At 31.8% G+C, this 17,684-nt stretch carries 14 protein-coding genes; 1 reads left to right on the forward strand and 13 read right to left on the reverse strand.

Annotated elements, in window-relative coordinates; genetic code table 11:
• Positions 1 to 2: 2 nt before the first annotated feature.
• Complete coding sequence (locus tag FPB0191_RS07995) at positions 3 to 1,787, reverse strand: DUF2345 domain-containing protein (protein ID WP_238574500.1); 1,785 nt, start codon at positions 1,785 to 1,787, stop codon at positions 3 to 5.
• A 209-nt stretch (positions 1,788 to 1,996) separates the two neighbouring features.
• On the opposite strand from FPB0191_RS07995, the gene FPB0191_RS12185 reads away from it, so the two are divergent.
• A complete protein-coding gene (locus tag FPB0191_RS12185; RefSeq protein WP_162485169.1) occupies positions 1,997 to 2,185 on the forward strand; it encodes a hypothetical protein in 189 nt (62 codons plus the stop codon).
• Positions 2,186 to 2,629: 444 nt separating this feature from the next.
• On the opposite strand, the gene FPB0191_RS08000 is transcribed toward FPB0191_RS12185, so the two are convergent.
• From FPB0191_RS08000 to FPB0191_RS08045, 12 genes are all read right to left on the reverse strand, one after another.
• Positions 2,630 to 3,550, reverse strand: a complete 921-nt coding sequence (locus tag FPB0191_RS08000; protein WP_162485170.1) for a hypothetical protein — start codon at positions 3,548 to 3,550, stop codon at positions 2,630 to 2,632.
• 121 nt (positions 3,551 to 3,671) lie between these two features.
• Complete coding sequence (locus FPB0191_RS08005; protein WP_039105212.1) at positions 3,672 to 4,058, reverse strand: hypothetical protein; 387 nt, start codon at positions 4,056 to 4,058, stop codon at positions 3,672 to 3,674.
• 219 nt (positions 4,059 to 4,277) lie between these two features.
• Positions 4,278 to 5,387, reverse strand: coding sequence for a hypothetical protein (locus FPB0191_RS08010; protein WP_039105213.1), 1,110 nt, complete (start codon positions 5,385 to 5,387; stop codon positions 4,278 to 4,280).
• Positions 5,388 to 5,407: 20 nt separating this feature from the next.
• Positions 5,408 to 6,883, reverse strand: coding sequence for a hypothetical protein (locus FPB0191_RS11765; RefSeq protein WP_052236877.1), 1,476 nt, complete (start codon positions 6,881 to 6,883; stop codon positions 5,408 to 5,410).
• Between the two features lie 134 nt (positions 6,884 to 7,017).
• Entirely contained in the window at positions 7,018 to 7,668 is a 651-nt protein-coding gene (locus FPB0191_RS08020) for a hypothetical protein (RefSeq protein ID WP_039105214.1), read from the reverse strand.
• Between the two features lie 247 nt (positions 7,669 to 7,915).
• The gene (locus FPB0191_RS12190; protein ID WP_146202395.1) at positions 7,916 to 8,149 is read right to left on the reverse strand and encodes a hypothetical protein; all 234 of its coding nucleotides are present in this window, start codon (positions 8,147 to 8,149) and stop codon (positions 7,916 to 7,918) included.
• 77 nt (positions 8,150 to 8,226) lie between these two features.
• Entirely contained in the window at positions 8,227 to 8,364 is a 138-nt protein-coding gene (locus FPB0191_RS12195; RefSeq protein ID WP_162485171.1) for a hypothetical protein, read from the reverse strand.
• The gene (locus FPB0191_RS08025; protein WP_039105215.1) at positions 8,348 to 8,920 is read right to left on the reverse strand and encodes a hypothetical protein; all 573 of its coding nucleotides are present in this window, start codon (positions 8,918 to 8,920) and stop codon (positions 8,348 to 8,350) included. The genes FPB0191_RS12195 and FPB0191_RS08025 overlap by 17 nt, the downstream gene beginning before the upstream one ends.
• A gap of 764 nt (positions 8,921 to 9,684) precedes the next feature.
• Positions 9,685 to 10,653 (reverse strand): hypothetical protein, encoded by a 969-nt coding sequence (locus tag FPB0191_RS08030; RefSeq protein ID WP_039105216.1) that lies wholly within the window; start codon positions 10,651 to 10,653, stop codon positions 9,685 to 9,687.
• 3 nt (positions 10,654 to 10,656) lie between these two features.
• Positions 10,657 to 11,262, reverse strand: a complete 606-nt coding sequence (locus FPB0191_RS08035) for a hypothetical protein (protein ID WP_039105217.1) — start codon at positions 11,260 to 11,262, stop codon at positions 10,657 to 10,659.
• 95 nt (positions 11,263 to 11,357) lie between these two features.
• On the reverse strand, positions 11,358 to 14,735 hold the full coding sequence (locus FPB0191_RS08040; protein ID WP_039105218.1) for a hypothetical protein: 3,378 nt from the start codon (positions 14,733 to 14,735) through the stop codon (positions 11,358 to 11,360).
• A 19-nt stretch (positions 14,736 to 14,754) separates the two neighbouring features.
• Positions 14,755 to 17,148, reverse strand: a complete 2,394-nt coding sequence (locus FPB0191_RS08045) for a type VI secretion system Vgr family protein (protein ID WP_052236878.1) — start codon at positions 17,146 to 17,148, stop codon at positions 14,755 to 14,757.
• Between the last annotated feature and the right edge of the window lie 536 nt (positions 17,149 to 17,684).

The raw sequence follows: 17,684 nt of genomic DNA on the forward strand, positions 1-17,684 counted from the left end.
ATTCAATTATTTGTAAATGATGGTTTAAAAATCCTTAAATTAACAATTTCATTATTTTCTGAAATAATTTTTTTAGTATATCCTTTATTATCGCTTATTCCTTTTAACTTAATACCATTAGCTAATATAATTTCATATTTAACATTTTTTAAAGGTTCATTTGTATTGGTATCTTTCAATAGAAATTTTATATGATATAAACTATCATCCGTTTTACATGGTAAGTATAGGCTATCAATTTGTGATATTTCTGGTCCCATTTTCTGCAATGCACTACTTTTTATATAAACATTATCAGCCGTACCCAGTTCAATTCCTTCACCGCTGAGTTTGATGTATGAACCGCCACACATTAACATCAGCTCTTGACTTGCGGTGACCGTCAGCTTTCCATCGACACTGTCTATTTTAATATCTTGTTTGGCGGCCATATTTAGGTTGGCATTTTGCGCTTGTACTTCAACATCTCCCTGATTGGCAAAGACTTTCATGCCTGATTTATGGGCAAATAAACTAATTGATTCCCCTGATGAAAGCGTGATGTTTTTTAAGGCATTGATGTCTGTCTGGTTTTCACTGGTCACCGATACACTATTTGACGTTGACAGTTGGATATTTTCCGGACTGGTTAACGCTATCCCCTCTTGTGCATAAGCAATAATGCCACTTTGGGCTAACTGGGTTAATGTCGCTTTAAGTTGCTCTTGACTGCCGGTATCCGCATCATGGGCATCAGAGGCAATTGCTGCATTTTGTAGCGCTTTAGCTATTGATAACGCATTTTCCAGTTGGGCAATGGCACCTTGCATATCCAGTTGTTTGCCCTCTGCCTTAGGCTCGGTCTGACTGGTCAGGTATAAGCCTTTATTAGCAGCAATCGCACCCCACTCATCGGTGCGCAATTCAAACCCCTCACCGCGCTGCTCTTTGTTTTGGTCAACTAAATGACCGATGTTAAGCTGGGTTTTACCGTATTCGGTGGCTAATTTGATATGCTCTTGCCCGCGTTTATCATCCATCCGCAGTTTGTTGTTAGCTGGAGTACGAATGACATTACGATGTTTATTGATGGTGGTCACATGGTCAGGGTGAGTGCTGTCATGTAGTGCGTGTGCTATGTATGGTCTATCCGGATTACCTTCGCTAAAAGCGATAGCAACACCTGTGCCATCAATTAACGGAAAATGAAAACCATAAGTACTGCCCGCATACGGTTTAGCCAACCTTACCCATAAGCTCTCTTCGCCGTTTTTCCATGTCTTGAGGTCAAAATCAAACTTAACTCGGTAACGACCCATTGTGTCAATATACCCATAGGTATCATTGTCTGGACTGGTGACTCTCGCCGGTAAGGTACCTGCAACTTGTGGCCATGGTAATGGCATTGGTCGATATGGCTTTAACACATCGTACGGGATAGCAGTAAAGTGACATTGGTAAGCATCACTGCGGTCTGCGTAACTCTGGGTCGAGAGAATGATAACCCCTTCATTAATACCTTCTATTCCACTATTATCAATAATAATTCGTTGACCCGGCAGTAAGTGGTAGTCATTACATTCTCCCTGAATAATCATCTTTTGACTGAGATGTGCCTCATGACGTATGTTCGCATACCACTGCCCGCTTTCAATTTGGCTATTATCGCCTTTGCTTTTGTAGTGTTCGCCGTAGCGGTATTCTGTGCCTTGAGTGGTGCTATCTTTGGAATCGGCATTAACAAGGGAATTTTGATTACTATCTGCGGTGCGGTAGTTGTAATCTAGTAATGAAAAAAGTTCTACTATTTATATTAATATTTATGAGTAACAATATTATTAGTGATGTTAGCACAATAGATAAAATATTCAGATAAGGGCAACAAAGACGAAAATGTTGATAATGTAACAAAAAAATCAATTTGGTGACTAATTCTTATGCCGAATGACGAACAAATTTTGAGAAAATAAATAAAGCAAAAGCATTTAATTCGGTTTCTTTCAAATAAGGTGATGCAATGAAATATAAAATAGTACTGTTTATGTTATTAAGTTTAATTTTTAACATGCCAAATGCTTATTCAGATGAATATTTTGAATTAGATAGCATTCCAGAAGAATATCGATTCCCTAAATATAATAATATTGCCCATCCTCCAATTAATATTGAATATAAAGGACATAAAGGAACAGCGATGATACTATAACACCAAACAAATCGTACAGTTATAACTTTACTGAATTACCTTTATATATAGAAGAAGATGGTATATTGAGGGCGTTATTTTTTATAGGGGATGATAACAGTTTATCAAAAATTCCTTGTATTGATGATTTTGAAACCGATAGACGTTGTGAATTTTCGACGAAAGAGGGATTGATAAAATATCTTGATAGAGAGAAAAAATGGTAAAAAGTATTGAAGTAATAATATTATTAAGCGATGAGGTACCATTCATTACATCAATTAGCTAATTAATAATATAACATAATGTTTAAGATATTAATGAATGCCAGATAATAAGAATATTTCATCTGTTAACCATTAATCCTTTCCTTATTTTTGAAAAAGTTGCGTTTAAAAAAACACAACTTTTTCTCTGTAATCATCTAACTTTTTTTATGTTATTCTTCCAACTCCAACTTACTGGCTAGTGAGCGAGTTGTTTTTCAATATCGGTTATTTCTTGTTTATAATTTTGGATCAAACAAAACATAACGTTAGATAAATAAGGATCGGTCTTTCTCCTATTACCAGTAACTGGAGGCGGTAACATTAAGCAATCTGAAGCCATTTTTTGCTGTATTTTTGAATAAGATTTTTTTATTGTATTGTTATTTTTATTCAATAAGTTAATTTTTTGTTTTAATCTATTGTTGTAATGGTTATAAATATCTATATAACAACTATAATATTCTTCTTTGTTATACTCATCTTCACATGATTTAAGTTCTTTGGGATCGATTTTTGTAACCGGTTTATTCGAAATAACATTGAATTGGTTTGGATAAATAATTTGATACAGTTCCCCATCTGTAACATTGAGTAACATATCTTGAAGTACAAACTTCATTTTTTGATTATCAATTTTATAGTGTTTCCAAAACATTGGACAAATACCCTCTTCTGTCTCTATCAAATATAATGTATATACCTCGCCCTGTGGAGATATAAAATAACGTTGATAAGCTACCGCAAAATCAGAAAGGTAAATAGAATTATTAGCCAAATAAACCTGATCTTTTACGATATTATCTTTAACTATTGATAGAGATATACCACCACCAAAAATAGTAACATCGGATTCAATATCATTATCTTCATAATCTTCATTATTTTCATAATCCTCATAATCCTCATAATCCTCATAATCTTCTGACATACTTAATGTCAGTTGAAAATCTTTTCCGTTATAGATGATTACTGGCTCTTTATAAATAAATTTATATAATCCTTGAAAATCAAATTTGAGATTATTTAAAGGACAAAACTTATCTATTTCTTCTCGTTTTGAGTCACTTAATTGCCAGTAATTTAGTGGATAAGTACAATCTTTTTCTAATTTATTCATGTCGATTTTTCTAAATAATGGATCGCCACGATATTTGTCCTCTATTTGATAGTGCTGACTGTAACAGTAGGTGCTGAATAGTAAACATAATGATGCAAGATAATATGAGCATTTCATAATATTATTCCTCAATCTCTTTAATTTTGGTGAGTGAAAATTCTGCATGAAAATGACCGTCATGTAATCCTCCACCATTGACAACGCCTTTTAATTTTCTAAATTCTTCAAAATGCACATTTTTGCCAACTAGAATTTTCTCAAAAAATAACCGCATCGCATTTAAAAAAGCTTCGTCATCTTTATATTGTTGAGAAGTATGTGGATGGTAATCACGCTCCCGAATTTTTTTACCGTTTATTTCGACTGTTTTTTTCCCTTTATATGACTTGTAGGTAAAATCAATACTCATACCATTAATATGTAAAATACTTGAAAAACAACTCCCCCATTGAAATGTACTCCCTGTGGTAATAACACTTATATTATAAACCGCGATACGGCCTAACATTGCAGCAAATAACCCTGGATTAGCATAATGACGTTTGGAATCTTCAAAACCATATTTGATATTAAAATTGTCAAATTGTTTATCTGAAGAATCGGCATTTTAATTAATTCAGCATCATTGATGGTTACGCTAAATAATCGCAAATGGTTTTCATGGCAACCAAAGTTAGATTACAAAATCTAGATTTTTATAAATTTTATAGTTCTCAATGATTAAATTTTATTTACATTCCCAACTTGTTGGAGAATCACTACTAGGGCTATCATATTTATAATTGCATTCTATAGATTCAATTAATTTAAAATGTTTATTTTCATCAATTTGATAATGTTTCCAATAATCAATTTGTTTAACTTCATAAAAAGAGATTTCATTTGTTAGAGAACTATTTTCATACATTACAATTTGTAAAAGCCATAAATTTTGCAATTGATTATCAATATAATAATATTGAAATTTAGGTATCAATGTAGATCCACTTTCCTTGTATATCATAATGCTATCTATAACCTCACCTTTTTTTTCTATATTTAAAGTTATTTCAAGGTGATCAAGGTTATTTGAATCTGTTGGAAATTTTGATAATAAATAATATTCATAATCATTAACTTTATTTAGAGAAGATTTATATAATGACGTTTTAATTTTCGAGAAAATATAAGGATAATAAACATACAACTCATCGAAGGCACATTCTCCATATTTTAAAGATTTATCTTCATTGGCAAAAAAATTACAGTTTTTATTTATCTGATTGATAATTCTTTTGTCCTTAATCATTGGATGTCCAAATAAACTGAACGGCCGATGACGTCCTTTATATTCACTTGACAACTGCTTTTTATCGGCTTGTTTTGAAAAAAATATTAAATACCCCTCGTTTGTTATGTTCACTAAATAATCATCAAATTTAATTAATTTGTTAAAAATTTCTGAACATGATTTATTCGATTCAGAAAAGTTAATAACATCTATTTTTTCCTTCAAAGATATGCTTTCTTTGATGAAAAGATTTTTATATAAAGTGTTATTTTGACTTGATCCCCAATAATTTTTGGAACTAGTCGAATGAATAGAATATTCTGATAAACATTGATTATTAATTTTTAAATGACTATCTGTCAGCTCTATTATTGTATCAGCAAACTGTTCAATTATAGCTTCTCTCTTCTGCAATAAATTATCTCTAGTTTCTTCTGTCTCACCATAGACTGTACTTTTTGAAACTTTATAAAAATACCATGTTTCTGATGATTGATTTGCATAGCAATTAGTTATAAAAAAAACAAGAATAATAAAAAAACTGAAATTAAATTTTTTTAATGACATAATTTTTACCTCCCAGTAATTTAATCTGTTTTAGTAATTACTGCTTTTTCATCAAAATTTTCTGTATGTAAGTGAGAGTTATGTAAATCTTTACCATCTATATATCCTGGCATATTTTCGAATGTTTTCTTGAATTTAATTCCTATTCTAAAATTTTGAAAATGAAATTTATGTAATGCTCTTATAAAAGCTTTATCATTATCCCAATTTAATAAATCAGGATTTTTATCATATCTTGCGTATCTATTAAAATAAGCAGTATCGATGCTTTCACCATTAACATGTAATTTACTCGGATAACAACTACCATTTTTAAAAGCACTACCAGTTGAAATTACTTTTAATTTGATCTCAGCTAAAGCTCCAAGAAAACCCGCCATTACATCAGGATTAGTATATTTCCGGTATGTTTGCTCCAATTGGTAATTAATCACGACATCTCCATTAGAATAATTTAAACTATCTGGTAATCTAACTAATTGAGCTTCTTCTTTTTGTCTTTTATATATTACCCATCCTTTGGTTTTACCATATTCAGCAATATCACCACTAGAAAGCGTTAATCTTTCTTGTATATCTATTTCATCACCTTTTCTAATCCATTCATGAATCGCACCATTGGTATAAACAGCTCTTGCAACTATTATTTCTTCATCAACTGTTTTTTTTGCTTCACTGACAGTCCCATATTTAGGATATGTGAAAGAGTCTTGTTCAGTAATTGTTAGCTTTTTAAATAATAGTTTATTTATTGTATGCCAATCACAAATACATATTTCATGTTCATTACCGTTTTGATCATGATAAACATACTTATATTTTTGCTCGTAACCTTTCAATATTTCCTGTGGTATGTGTTTTTCAATTTTTCCATCGTGATAAATATGATATGTCACTATACCTGGATTTACAAATCTACCCAGCATTGATACTGGATGAATAAACCATGCTTTACCATCAGTAGAAAGATTGCTTAGTGCCGGTGTTTGTGGTGTTTGGTTGTTTGATGATTGGGTTGGTTGGGATTGTGCTACTTCTCGCCACCAAAGGGAGGGTTTAATACGTTGCTCTTTTTCCAGCTGCCAAATTGATTTTATTTTCTCATGCTCTTCATCCACCATGTTTAAGGCATAATCTCGCAGAAAAGGCTCTCGTATATTCATTTGATCTAACAATTTTTGTAGTAATTTTTTTTGTTTCTGTTTTTCTTCCTCAAGTAAATTATCTATTTCTTTCCATTTGGTTAGCGCTTCGTCTGCATACCATTCACTTTCATATTTTATTATTAAGTGACCTATCATTTCGGCTATCCAACTGTTGCGTAAACCGTCTTTGAGAAATTCTACAGTAAAAGGTGGCAGTCCTTTTTTTCGCTGAACAGAATATAACAGTGATTCAATTAAGATTTTATGCATAGCTTTCATTGAATCAGTGTATTCTTTAATATCTAATGTTTCTGTTCGGTTATCGTTTATTTTAGTATAAAATTCTCCCACAGATGCTTTTTCGATTACTGTCTCAAATCCTTGCCAATGCTAGGCGCTGATTCTGAGCATCTTTTTTGATGTTTACCCAGCCTGTTATTAGCTTATGCTCTTCATTTACTGCGTAAACATTTTGACAATTAAACTTATTTACATACATTCATCTCTTTTCCATCTTTAAAAAGATAATGACATTTAATAGATTCTTGTAATTTAAATTTGCCATTATTCTCAATTGAATATTTACCCCAAAAGTTTAATGTTTGCCCTTCTTCTAATATATTAGAACTTAATACATAGATATAATTATCAATGAAATAGTATTGTGATTTAGCATAATAACTTTCCATATCATACTCATTAGAGTAAATGATTAGCTGATCAATTACTTTATCATTCATTTCTGTATATATTTTAACCTCATCATCTAATAAGTTTTTTGGATAATTTGGTTCTTTTGTCTTTTTTAAAAATAAATTGATACCGTTTATAGGTGTTAAATATATTTTTTCATTTAATTTCATGTTATCTACTATATTTTCATAATCAAAAGTCACTTTAGAAAAGATACATTTTTTTCTCTCTTCATTGATTTCTTTATCAATTCCTCCATATGGATGAGCCACATTGCAAGATAAATCTATTTTTTTAGCAAACTCTTTTTTACTTATAAGTTCATCACCTATGTAGTTCTTAGAATCGAAAATTAACTTTGATTTTATACTGGTATCTTTTATCTCTGCATGAATATTAAAGAAGAAAAAACAAAGCAACATTATAAATAATTTTTCTTTCATAATTTATAATCCTTACACATGATTAATCATTAGAATAATTTAATCTCTTTTACTTTAGTATTATCAAAATCGCCTGAGTGTAAATGAGTATTATGAAGTTTATCCTTTTGTTCAGCATTAGTTAATTTATAAAAATATGATTTAATTCCAACTAACCTTTTAATGAAATGGAATTTTGCCATAGCATCTATTATTTTTTGATCTTCTTCGACTTTCCATTTATATAATGTATCTACACTTATACCGTTTACATGTTCTGAACTCGGGAAACATGTAGCCTCTGCAAAACATTTTCATTACTTAATGAATTTAATGAAACAGTTCGTGGAAAATGCACCGTGTTATCTTTGGTTGCAGGGGGTAACTTATCAAGTGATAACGGAAAATTATTCCAATAAGGAATCGCGCTATTAAGTGCGCCATCTTGTCCAAATAAGTGAGAGACATCTTTTGACACTATCCAATAATGTTTAGTTTCCACACAAAAACGTATTTTGACAGATGAGCTAGTGTGATCAACTTCAACCAGCTCAACTTTATCCGGAATATCTGACTTGATTAACTGCGGGTAAGTTTCATTATATTTTTTTCTAACTGTTCTTTATAGGCGGCAGTTAAAATGATTCCTACAGTCTTATTCGATAAGTTGTCATCATTTTTTTCAATTTTTTCATCAACGTTAGATTGTGCTGCCATATCGATTAGCTAACTCAAATTTTCCTGTTTCAGGATTGATTTTATATTTAATCCAACTTCCAGTTGTTGTGGATTCTAAATCATAAATAAAATATAGTGTCCATAAATTATAATCTTCTATATAGTACAGTTTTTCAACTGCCAAACTATCATTTGGATCATTTTTGTATTCATAACATATTATAGAATCCACTTTTTTATTATTTTTATATGAGATCAATTCGATAGTTATTAAAAATTCGTTTTGAGTTTCTTCTTTTTTTAATTTTAATTCAATATTATTCTTAAGCTTCGATATGGTTATTTCATCATTGTTTAGGTCACGAAATTGCTGATAATAACTTTTTTTTATCTTCGAAAGAGTACATGTGTCATCATCTTCACAAGTTCTATTTACGGATCGTACAAATTCTTTACTTGATATTAATTTTTCTCCAGTAAACGAACTGGTTATTAAGATTTCATTATTTTTAGTCTTTGCCTCTACTATTTTAATATTACTTTCAGTAAATACTGTAATTAATAGAAGGATTGGGATATAAATAAAATTTTTCATATTGTTATTTCCTTTATAGAATTCTCCTAAATATGAAATATAAATGAGAATGATGAGGAGTTTTCTTTCTTCTTATATTTTCAGTTTATTAGTTTATTAAATTTATAATTATGCAAATTCTTCATTATTATTTAATTCATGAATATCCAAAGCTTTTGCAATTTATATGTTCATAATAGCTGAAAAACAGAATATTAAAGCAAAAATCGGTTTTATTCACATTCACATTCACAATGTTGTATTGATATTTAAATTTTATTGCGATTTTTATCTGAACTTAATGTAATAATTAAATAGATAGTTATATTTTTGTTAATTTTAAATTTAATTAATTCTTCCCTCATTTTGAATAAAGTTACAATTTAAATTACAGCTTTTCCTCTATAAACATCTAACTTTTTATTAAATAATGAGAAAGTGCTTTTTTGCTTTAGATTTTTTGACTACTAATGCCATGTTCTTTTTGCTTCTTTAAGATAATATGTAAAAGTATTTTTGCTATTGCATTAAATATCAAATTCTTCTAAATACTGTTGAACTGGTTTTTTTATCGTAATCTGAATTGGAAAATACGATCAAATTATCAGGAAAATTTATTTATACATTCAGGTTGTTGACCCTTAATGCCTCAAATTTAATTTTTTTTGAGGCTATTCTAGAATACCTCAATAAATTCATCCAATAACCCTTCTTGGCAATGTCATGCTCTAATAACCAAATATTAATTTGCTAATAATTAACTAAATGCATATATAAAACTTAGATCATCGACTTTCTAATATTTCATCGATTTTTTCAATCCTTTTGTTCAATTGCTCAGTTAAACATTTAGTGATGGTAAAGGTAAAATTCTCTGCTTCAAAATGATCATCCGGCTCAGTTATTGATAAACATATTTTATTGATTTCCTTATCAATTATTTCTATCGATTGTTTATTATTTATATTTTTTTCTTTTAACTTCTCAAGTTTTTGAGACAAAATATTATGGTAAAAACGATACGAATCAATACTACAACGTGTCGAATATTCTTTTTGATAACATGTTTTTAATTTGTCAACTTCATAATTTGATTCTTCTAATGAACCTTCAAGAATTTTAAAATGATCTGGATAAATGATTTCATATTTATATCCATTATCGATCAACAGTTCTGAAAGTTTAAAATGTAAATTTTCTTTGTCTATTTGATAATGTTTCCAGAATATAGGCTCCACATTACCATCTATATCCTTGACTGATAATGTATAAATATCCCCGCTGTCACTAATATAATAATATTGATTGATTAACCAATAATAACCTTCCACATCATAATAACTCTTCGCTAAAGTAATTTTATCTATAAAATTTGTTTTATTAAAAATGGATAAATTGAGTGCTTTAATGGGATATTTTATATTGTTAATTATTTTGGCAGAGGTAGTTTTCTCAATAATAAGATCTAGCTTCTCAGAACTATAAATATTTTTTTTATTGTTAATTGTTTTATATAAATTTTCAAAGTAGAAAGCAATTTGATTAATTGGACAATTTTCTCTTATCCTTTCTCGTTCAGAATTTGTCATCTGCCAAAAATCAATTGTTTTACGGCAATCTTTTTCTAATTGAATTATATCCATTGAGGGAATATTAGATTTACCTTTATAATCATCCGCCACATTAAATTGCTCAGCATAGCTATTAAAAATAAGCAAATTTATTATCACTGCTATATATATTGATTTTTTCATAAGCTACTCCTTTGTTGGATTAAAAATACCAGAAGGAGTCATTTGAAATTCTACAGTTTTGGTATCGATTTGATTATTTTTTGGCTCCTCATCGTCCTCAAAAAGGTTTTCTTGCTGATATTGAGTTATCAAAATTTTTCCATTTGGATTTATAATAAAGTCATTCCAGTATGATATTTCACCACCCTCAACTTTATAAAGTAATATTGCATCAATAAATTCACCTTGATTATCATAACTATATACTTGGAAAGTAAAGACTTTTCCATCATTTTCACCTGTCGCCATCTGTATAACGCCTTTATATAAAATATTTTTATAATAAAAATAACAATGAGGAAAATAAAATGTCGTTTTAGCGAGATAATCAAATAATTTAGGTTTATATGAAAATTCTTTATTAGTGAACCTGAGAGGAAACGGCATATCAGGAGACAAATACAATCCATATTCTCCCCAATAATAGTATTTTTTTAATTCATTAGAGGAATAAGGTAAGTTTATTTTTTTATAGTAATTTAATTCACTTGTTACATTTGTTGAAAATGCATAATTTACGGATAAATAACTTATGGAAAAAATAATTAAATATTTTCTTAATAATTTCATTATGTTATTTCCTCTAAACTTTAAAATTGAATTTCCTATTTTTCATTTTATCTCCTGAAATTAAAAAATAATAAATTAATTCCAAAAAATTCAAATCAATCTTGTTTTTTTATGATCAAATTAAAATCAAAACCACAAATATGTAAATGATGATAGTGCTCATATCCACCTTTACCCTCTTTGTGCATATGTTTAGTATAAGAGAGTAATGTGTTAGCTTTTTTGTTATAAGTAAAGTATTCAGAGTACATTAACTCAGTTCTTGCCCAACCAAATTTATGTAATGCTATATTAAATTTTTCTTGTTCATTAAAATCAAAGGTTGAATAACTTAACCAAGTGACCTCTCCTTTTCTTTTTATTGATATATATCTTAAATCTCCAGCAATACCATTTATATGAGATTTACTTTTAACAGACTTAGCATCATATGTACTAAATCCATTGAATCCTAAATAGTCAACATTTAATTCAAGCATGGCACCAAGTAATCCAGCAAAGCAATCGGGATTTATATACCATCTTTCACTATCACTATTAAATGTTTTAAATTTTGCTGTAACACTCCCATCTTTTGAACTATATCCTTCTTCAAACTCCTTTACATTGATTAATTCTACATCATAATCTAAAGCTACATTTCCTCTTTCCATTGCTTTTGTTTTATGTATATTAAAAATACCAATTTCATGTTGATTTTTATTTACATCATGATAAACATACTTATATTTTTGCTCGTAACCTTTCAATATTTCCTGTGGTATGTGTTTTTCAATTTTTCCATCGTGATAAATATGATATGTCACTATACCTGGATTTACAAATCTACCCAGCATTGATACTGGATGAATAAACCATGCTTTACCATCAGTAGAAAGATTGCTTAGTGCCGGTGTTTGTGGTGTTTGGTTGTTTGATGATTGGGTTGGTTGGGATTGTGCTACTTCTCGCCACCAAAGGGAGGGTTTAATACGTTGCTCTTTTTCCAGCTGCCAAATTGATTTTATTTTCTCATGCTCTTCATCCACCATGTTTAAGGCATAATCTCGCAGAAAAGGCTCTCGTATATTCATTTGATCTAACAATTTTTGTAGTAATTTTTTTTGTTTCTGTTTTTCTTCCTCAAGTAAATTATCTATTTCTTTCCATTTGGTTAGCGCTTCGTCTGCATACCATTCACTTTCATATTTTATTATTAAGTGACCTATCATTTCGGCTATCCAACTGTTGCGTAAACCGTCTTTGAGAAATTCTACAGTAAAAGGTGGCAGTCCTTTTTTTCGCTGAACAGAATATAACAGTGATTCAATTAAGATTTTATGCATAGCTTTCATTGAATCAGTGTATTCTTTAATATCTAATGTTTCTGTTCGGTTATCGTTTATTTTAGTATAAAATTCTCCCACAGATGCTTTTTCGATTACTGTCTCAAATCCTTGCCAATGCCAAGGACTGATTCGTTTAACGTGCTCTTGAGCATCTTTTTTGATGTTTACCCAACCTGTTACTGACCAACGCTGTTCATTTCCTGCGGTGACTTTTGCCCAAATTGAACCCGTGCTTTCATCTTCTATCGCGATTAAATTCTCATTACTTAATGAATTTAATGAAACAGTTCGTGGAAAATGCACCGTGTTATCTTTGGTTTCAGGGGGTAACTTATCAAGTGATAACGGAAAATTATTCCAATAAGGAATCGCGCTATTAAGTGCGCCATCTTGTCCAAATAAGTGAGAGACATCTTTTGACACTATCCAATAATGTTTAGCTTCCACACAAAAACGTATTTTAACAGATGAGCTAGTGTGCTCAACTTCAACCAGCTCAACTTTATCCGGAATATCTGACTTGATTAACTGCGGATAAGTTTCATTATATTTTTTTTCTAACTGTTCTTTATGGGTGGCTGTTAAAATGATTTCTGCAGCCTTATTCGCTAGGTTGTCATCATTTTTTTCAATTTTTTCATCAACGTTAGATTGTGCTGCCAGATTGTTATCAATATAGTATTCCTCTGAATTTAAAGTATATTCCAGATTAATTTTAATGTAATAATTATCTTTATCGCTAATAAACTTTATGCCTAATCCTGAATTTAAGTTACCATCCTCTTTTGATTCTTTTATCAATCTCGCCCCTTTTTCAACCAGAATTAGTTTTTTTTCACTTTCCGGTAAACGATCGGCTAAAGCACGGGTTTTCGTAATAAATGCTGGCAAGTCATCACAGGTAAATAATTCAACATGTAACAGTTGTGGTAATTTTTCATCTGATGAACGTTTTAACGTTGATATCGCTGTTTGTACTAATTCCCCAATACATTCTTTGGGGCGTTGATTATGTCCGATATAACCGATAAAATCGCCACTTGAAATCGCAATCGGTGATTTTAATACCACAATGTCATTGAATTTTTCAGGTTTAAACGTGAATGAAGTCAGTGAGGTCACTTTGACATAACCTTTATGTGGTGCATCTTCACTGCCATCTTCTTTTTTTAATAGGTCTGGAACTTCACAAGCATTAATCTTACGAATTTTAGCGTATCCGTTTTCTTGGCCATCTAATTCAAATGTCGCCGTTAGTGGTAAATATGTCAATTTTTGTTTATCATTAGCAGTTTCATATACCGCTATGCCCTTTACCTTCACATTTGACTTACCAACAGTGTTATTGTCTTCTTTTAAAATTTCATAATCTTGATTAGCATCTGCTGTGTTTCCGGTTGGTAGCGGCGATAGGTCCTTATGCCAAACATAACCGGTAATCTTACCTAATTGTTGTTTAAATTCGGTTGTGGTTACCAATGTCCCTTTTGATATCGAAACAATTTTATACCAACCTGCTTTTTTGTGTTGTTCACCTAAACGAATCTTACTTCCTTTTAACAATAAGCCAACCACTTCGGTTCCGCTGCCATCTGTTCTAATTACACTGCCACAAACCGTATCCCCCTCATTCTCGTCAACTTTTCCTGATTCAAGATTCCAATAGTGAGGATATTGTACGTTTGTTGTTTCATCTTTCATTTTTTCCTGATAACCATACCAATCGAGCTGATGCATATACAAACTGTATAAGGTTATTGCCGGAGGCTCCTCTTTTACGCCAATAATTTTCGGCATTTGTAAAAGATGTCTGACTAATGTGAAACCAGTGGAAAAATAAGAAACCCTCTTAAACCTAGCACGTACTGTAGGAATTGTATATTTTGGGGGATAGGTTATTTTAGGGTAAACATCATTAATACGATAGGCAATGACTTCACCGTTAGCCATGCAATGTAATTGCTCATCATTACCAAGCTTGTTTAATACTTTTTTATCGATATGTATTCCACCATGCCATAAACCATTTTCTCCAAATGGATAAAAACCATGATCAGCTTCGGATAATGCTCTATAATAAGTATTCTGGCTTAATTCTTTTTTACCAACTGGAAAAATGAATTTTGTTATTTTTTTTATGGACATTTTATTATTCCTTTATCAATTATCCCGAAAAATTAACGTAATGACTATTTATTAAACGTAATATAGACACTTCAAGTTCATTTTTGGTAAAATTACGCTTCTCGTTATCTTGTGTAGTAGGCCCCATTTTCTGCAATGCATTACTTTTTATATAAACATTTTCGGCAGTGCCCAGTTCAATTCCTTCACCACTGAGTTTGATGTATGAACCGCCACACATTAACGTCAGCGCTTTACTTGCTGTGACCGTTAATTTTCCATCGACACTGTCTATTTTAATATCTTGCTTAGCGGCCATATTCAGGTTGGCATTTTGCGCTTGTACTTCAATATCTCCCTGATTAGCAAAGACCTTCATGCCTGATTTATGGGAAAATAAACTAATTGATTCCCCTGATGAAACCGTGATGTTTTTTAAGGCATTGATGTCTGTCTGGTTTTCACTGGTCACCGATACACTGTTTGATGTGGACAGTTGGATATTTTCCGGACTGGTTAAAGCTATCCCTTCTTGTGCATAAGCAATAATGCCACTTTGGGATAACTGGGTTAATGTCGCTTTAAGTTGCGCCTGACTGTCGGTATCCGCACTATGGGCATCAGATGCAATTGCTGCATTTTGTAGCGCTTTGGCTATCGATAACGCATTTTCCAGTTGGGTAATGGCACCTTGCATATCCAGTTGTTTGCCCTCTGCCTTAGGCTCAGTCTGACTGGTTAGATATAAGCCTTTATTAGCAGCAATCGCTCCCCACTCATCAGTGCGCAATTCAAACCCTTCACCGCGCTGCTCTTTGTTTTGGTCAACTAAATGCCCAATATTAAGCTGGGTTTTACCGTATTCGGTGGCTAATTTGATGTGCTCTTGCCCACGTTTATCATCCATCCGCAGTTTGTTGTTAGCTGGAGTACGAATGACATTACGATGTTTATTGATGGTGGTCACATGGTCAGGGTGAGTGCTGTCATGTAGTGCGTGCGCTATATATGGTCTATCCGGATTACCTTCGCTAAAAGCAATAGCAACACCTGTGCCATCAATTAACGGAAAATGAAAACCATAAGTACTGCCCGCATACGGTTTAGCCAACCTTACCCATAAGCTCTCTTCGCCGTTTTTCCATGTCTTTAGGTCAAAATCAAACTTAACTCGGTAACGACCCATTGTATCAATATACCCATAGGTATCATTGTCTGGACTGGTGACTCGCGCCGGTAAGGTCCCTGCAACTTGTGGCCTGGGTAATGGCATTGGTCGATATGGCTTTAACACATCATACGGGATAGCAGTAAAGTGACATTGATAGGCATCACTGCGGTCTGCGTAACTCTGGGTCGAGAGAATGATAACCCCTTCATTAATACCTTCTATTCCACTATTATCAATAATAATGCGTTGACCCGGCAGTAAGTGGTAGTCATTACATTCTCCCTGAATAATCATCTTTTGACTGAGATGTGCCTCATGACGTATGTTCGCATACCACTGCCCGCTTTCAATTTGGCTATTATCGCCTTTGCTTTTGTAGTGTTCGCCGTAGCGGTATTCTGTGCCTTGAGTGGTGCTATCTTTGGTATCGGCATTAACAAGGGAATTTTGATTACTATCTGCGGTGCGGTAGTTGTAATCCTGTGTGATAATTTCTTTTGCCTTGGTATAGCTACTAAACTGTAAATCCCATACACTGTTTTTTCTGCCATCAACCATACCACTTGGCGCTTTCAGTGTAATGTGTCCCGCATTCTCATAGCCTGCTTCATAATCACTAAGGACTAAAACATCACAGTGGTGGTCACTGTGGCTTTCAAAGCGAAACCAAATACCAACATCTGCCAGCAAACGCTGAATAAATGCTAAGTCACTCTCTTGCCATTGCGTAATAAACTCACGTGCTGGGTAGCTATCTTTTAGTTCAAGCCGATAATCAATCCCCGTAAAACCATGTCGCCTGAGCACCTCTTCAACCACGCTTACTACACTTTGGTTTTGGTAAATTGCACTAAAATGGTCATTTGCAAATAAAGCCAGACGTGGTTGTAAGGTGACCCGATAACGGGCTTCATCTTTACTGACAGAGACAAAACTAAACTCAGTAATAACGCCATATAGTGTGTGTGGTAAGGTCGGTTTTTCAAGGGAGCCAATTTGAGCCACTTGTGAAATAAGACTCGGGGCTTCAAAGGTGAGTGATGCGGTTTGACTCAGTACGGCATCAATAGCCATTTGTTTATTAGATGTTGTAAAGGTAATATCGTAACGCCAAGGCTGATTTAATGATGCTTGTCCTTCAATTGATAATACGGATAATCCAGCGCTAGCATCAATTCCATCAATTATTAATGTGTATTGATTTTTTGCACTGCCACTCGCAACAGAGGTTAGCATATCTGTCACTTTTTCTATCGTGACCATGTTGATTCCTTATTATTTGCACTCAATATTTATTATTATTTAATTCTTAAGTAACTTTATAAAACAATAACGATAAGCAGTTTCATTATTATAAAATAGTTGATCTTTTAGGTTAGATCAATACCCTTTGCAATTGGGTTATTAGGATCGTGTATGGCTTATATTGTCGGTAATTTTTAGATAAGGATTATTATATAAAACACCTGTTTCGCGTGTTTTGTAACCTTTTTAAAAATGATTGGAATCTAATTAGACAGATAACTTACTCATATCATTAATTAAAACAATTATAGTAAATTATAAATTACGCTGTAAAAAATATTTAGGAGTGTATTGCGTTTGATTTTATATTAATATCTGTATTTAGTTTTAAGTGTCGGTAGGTTTATAAGAGACTTGTGAAATTCATATTTTATAGTTCTGTCTTAGCATCATATTTATCACTTCACTACTGCTTTTTATTGGTTTGTTTTGGAAACATATTAAATAACATTAGTTTTTTTATGATGATCAGATAACCACCTATTTTTATTAAT

Source organism: Frischella perrara (assembly GCF_000807275.1).
Taxonomy (GTDB): domain Bacteria; phylum Pseudomonadota; class Gammaproteobacteria; order Enterobacterales; family Orbaceae; genus Frischella; species Frischella perrara.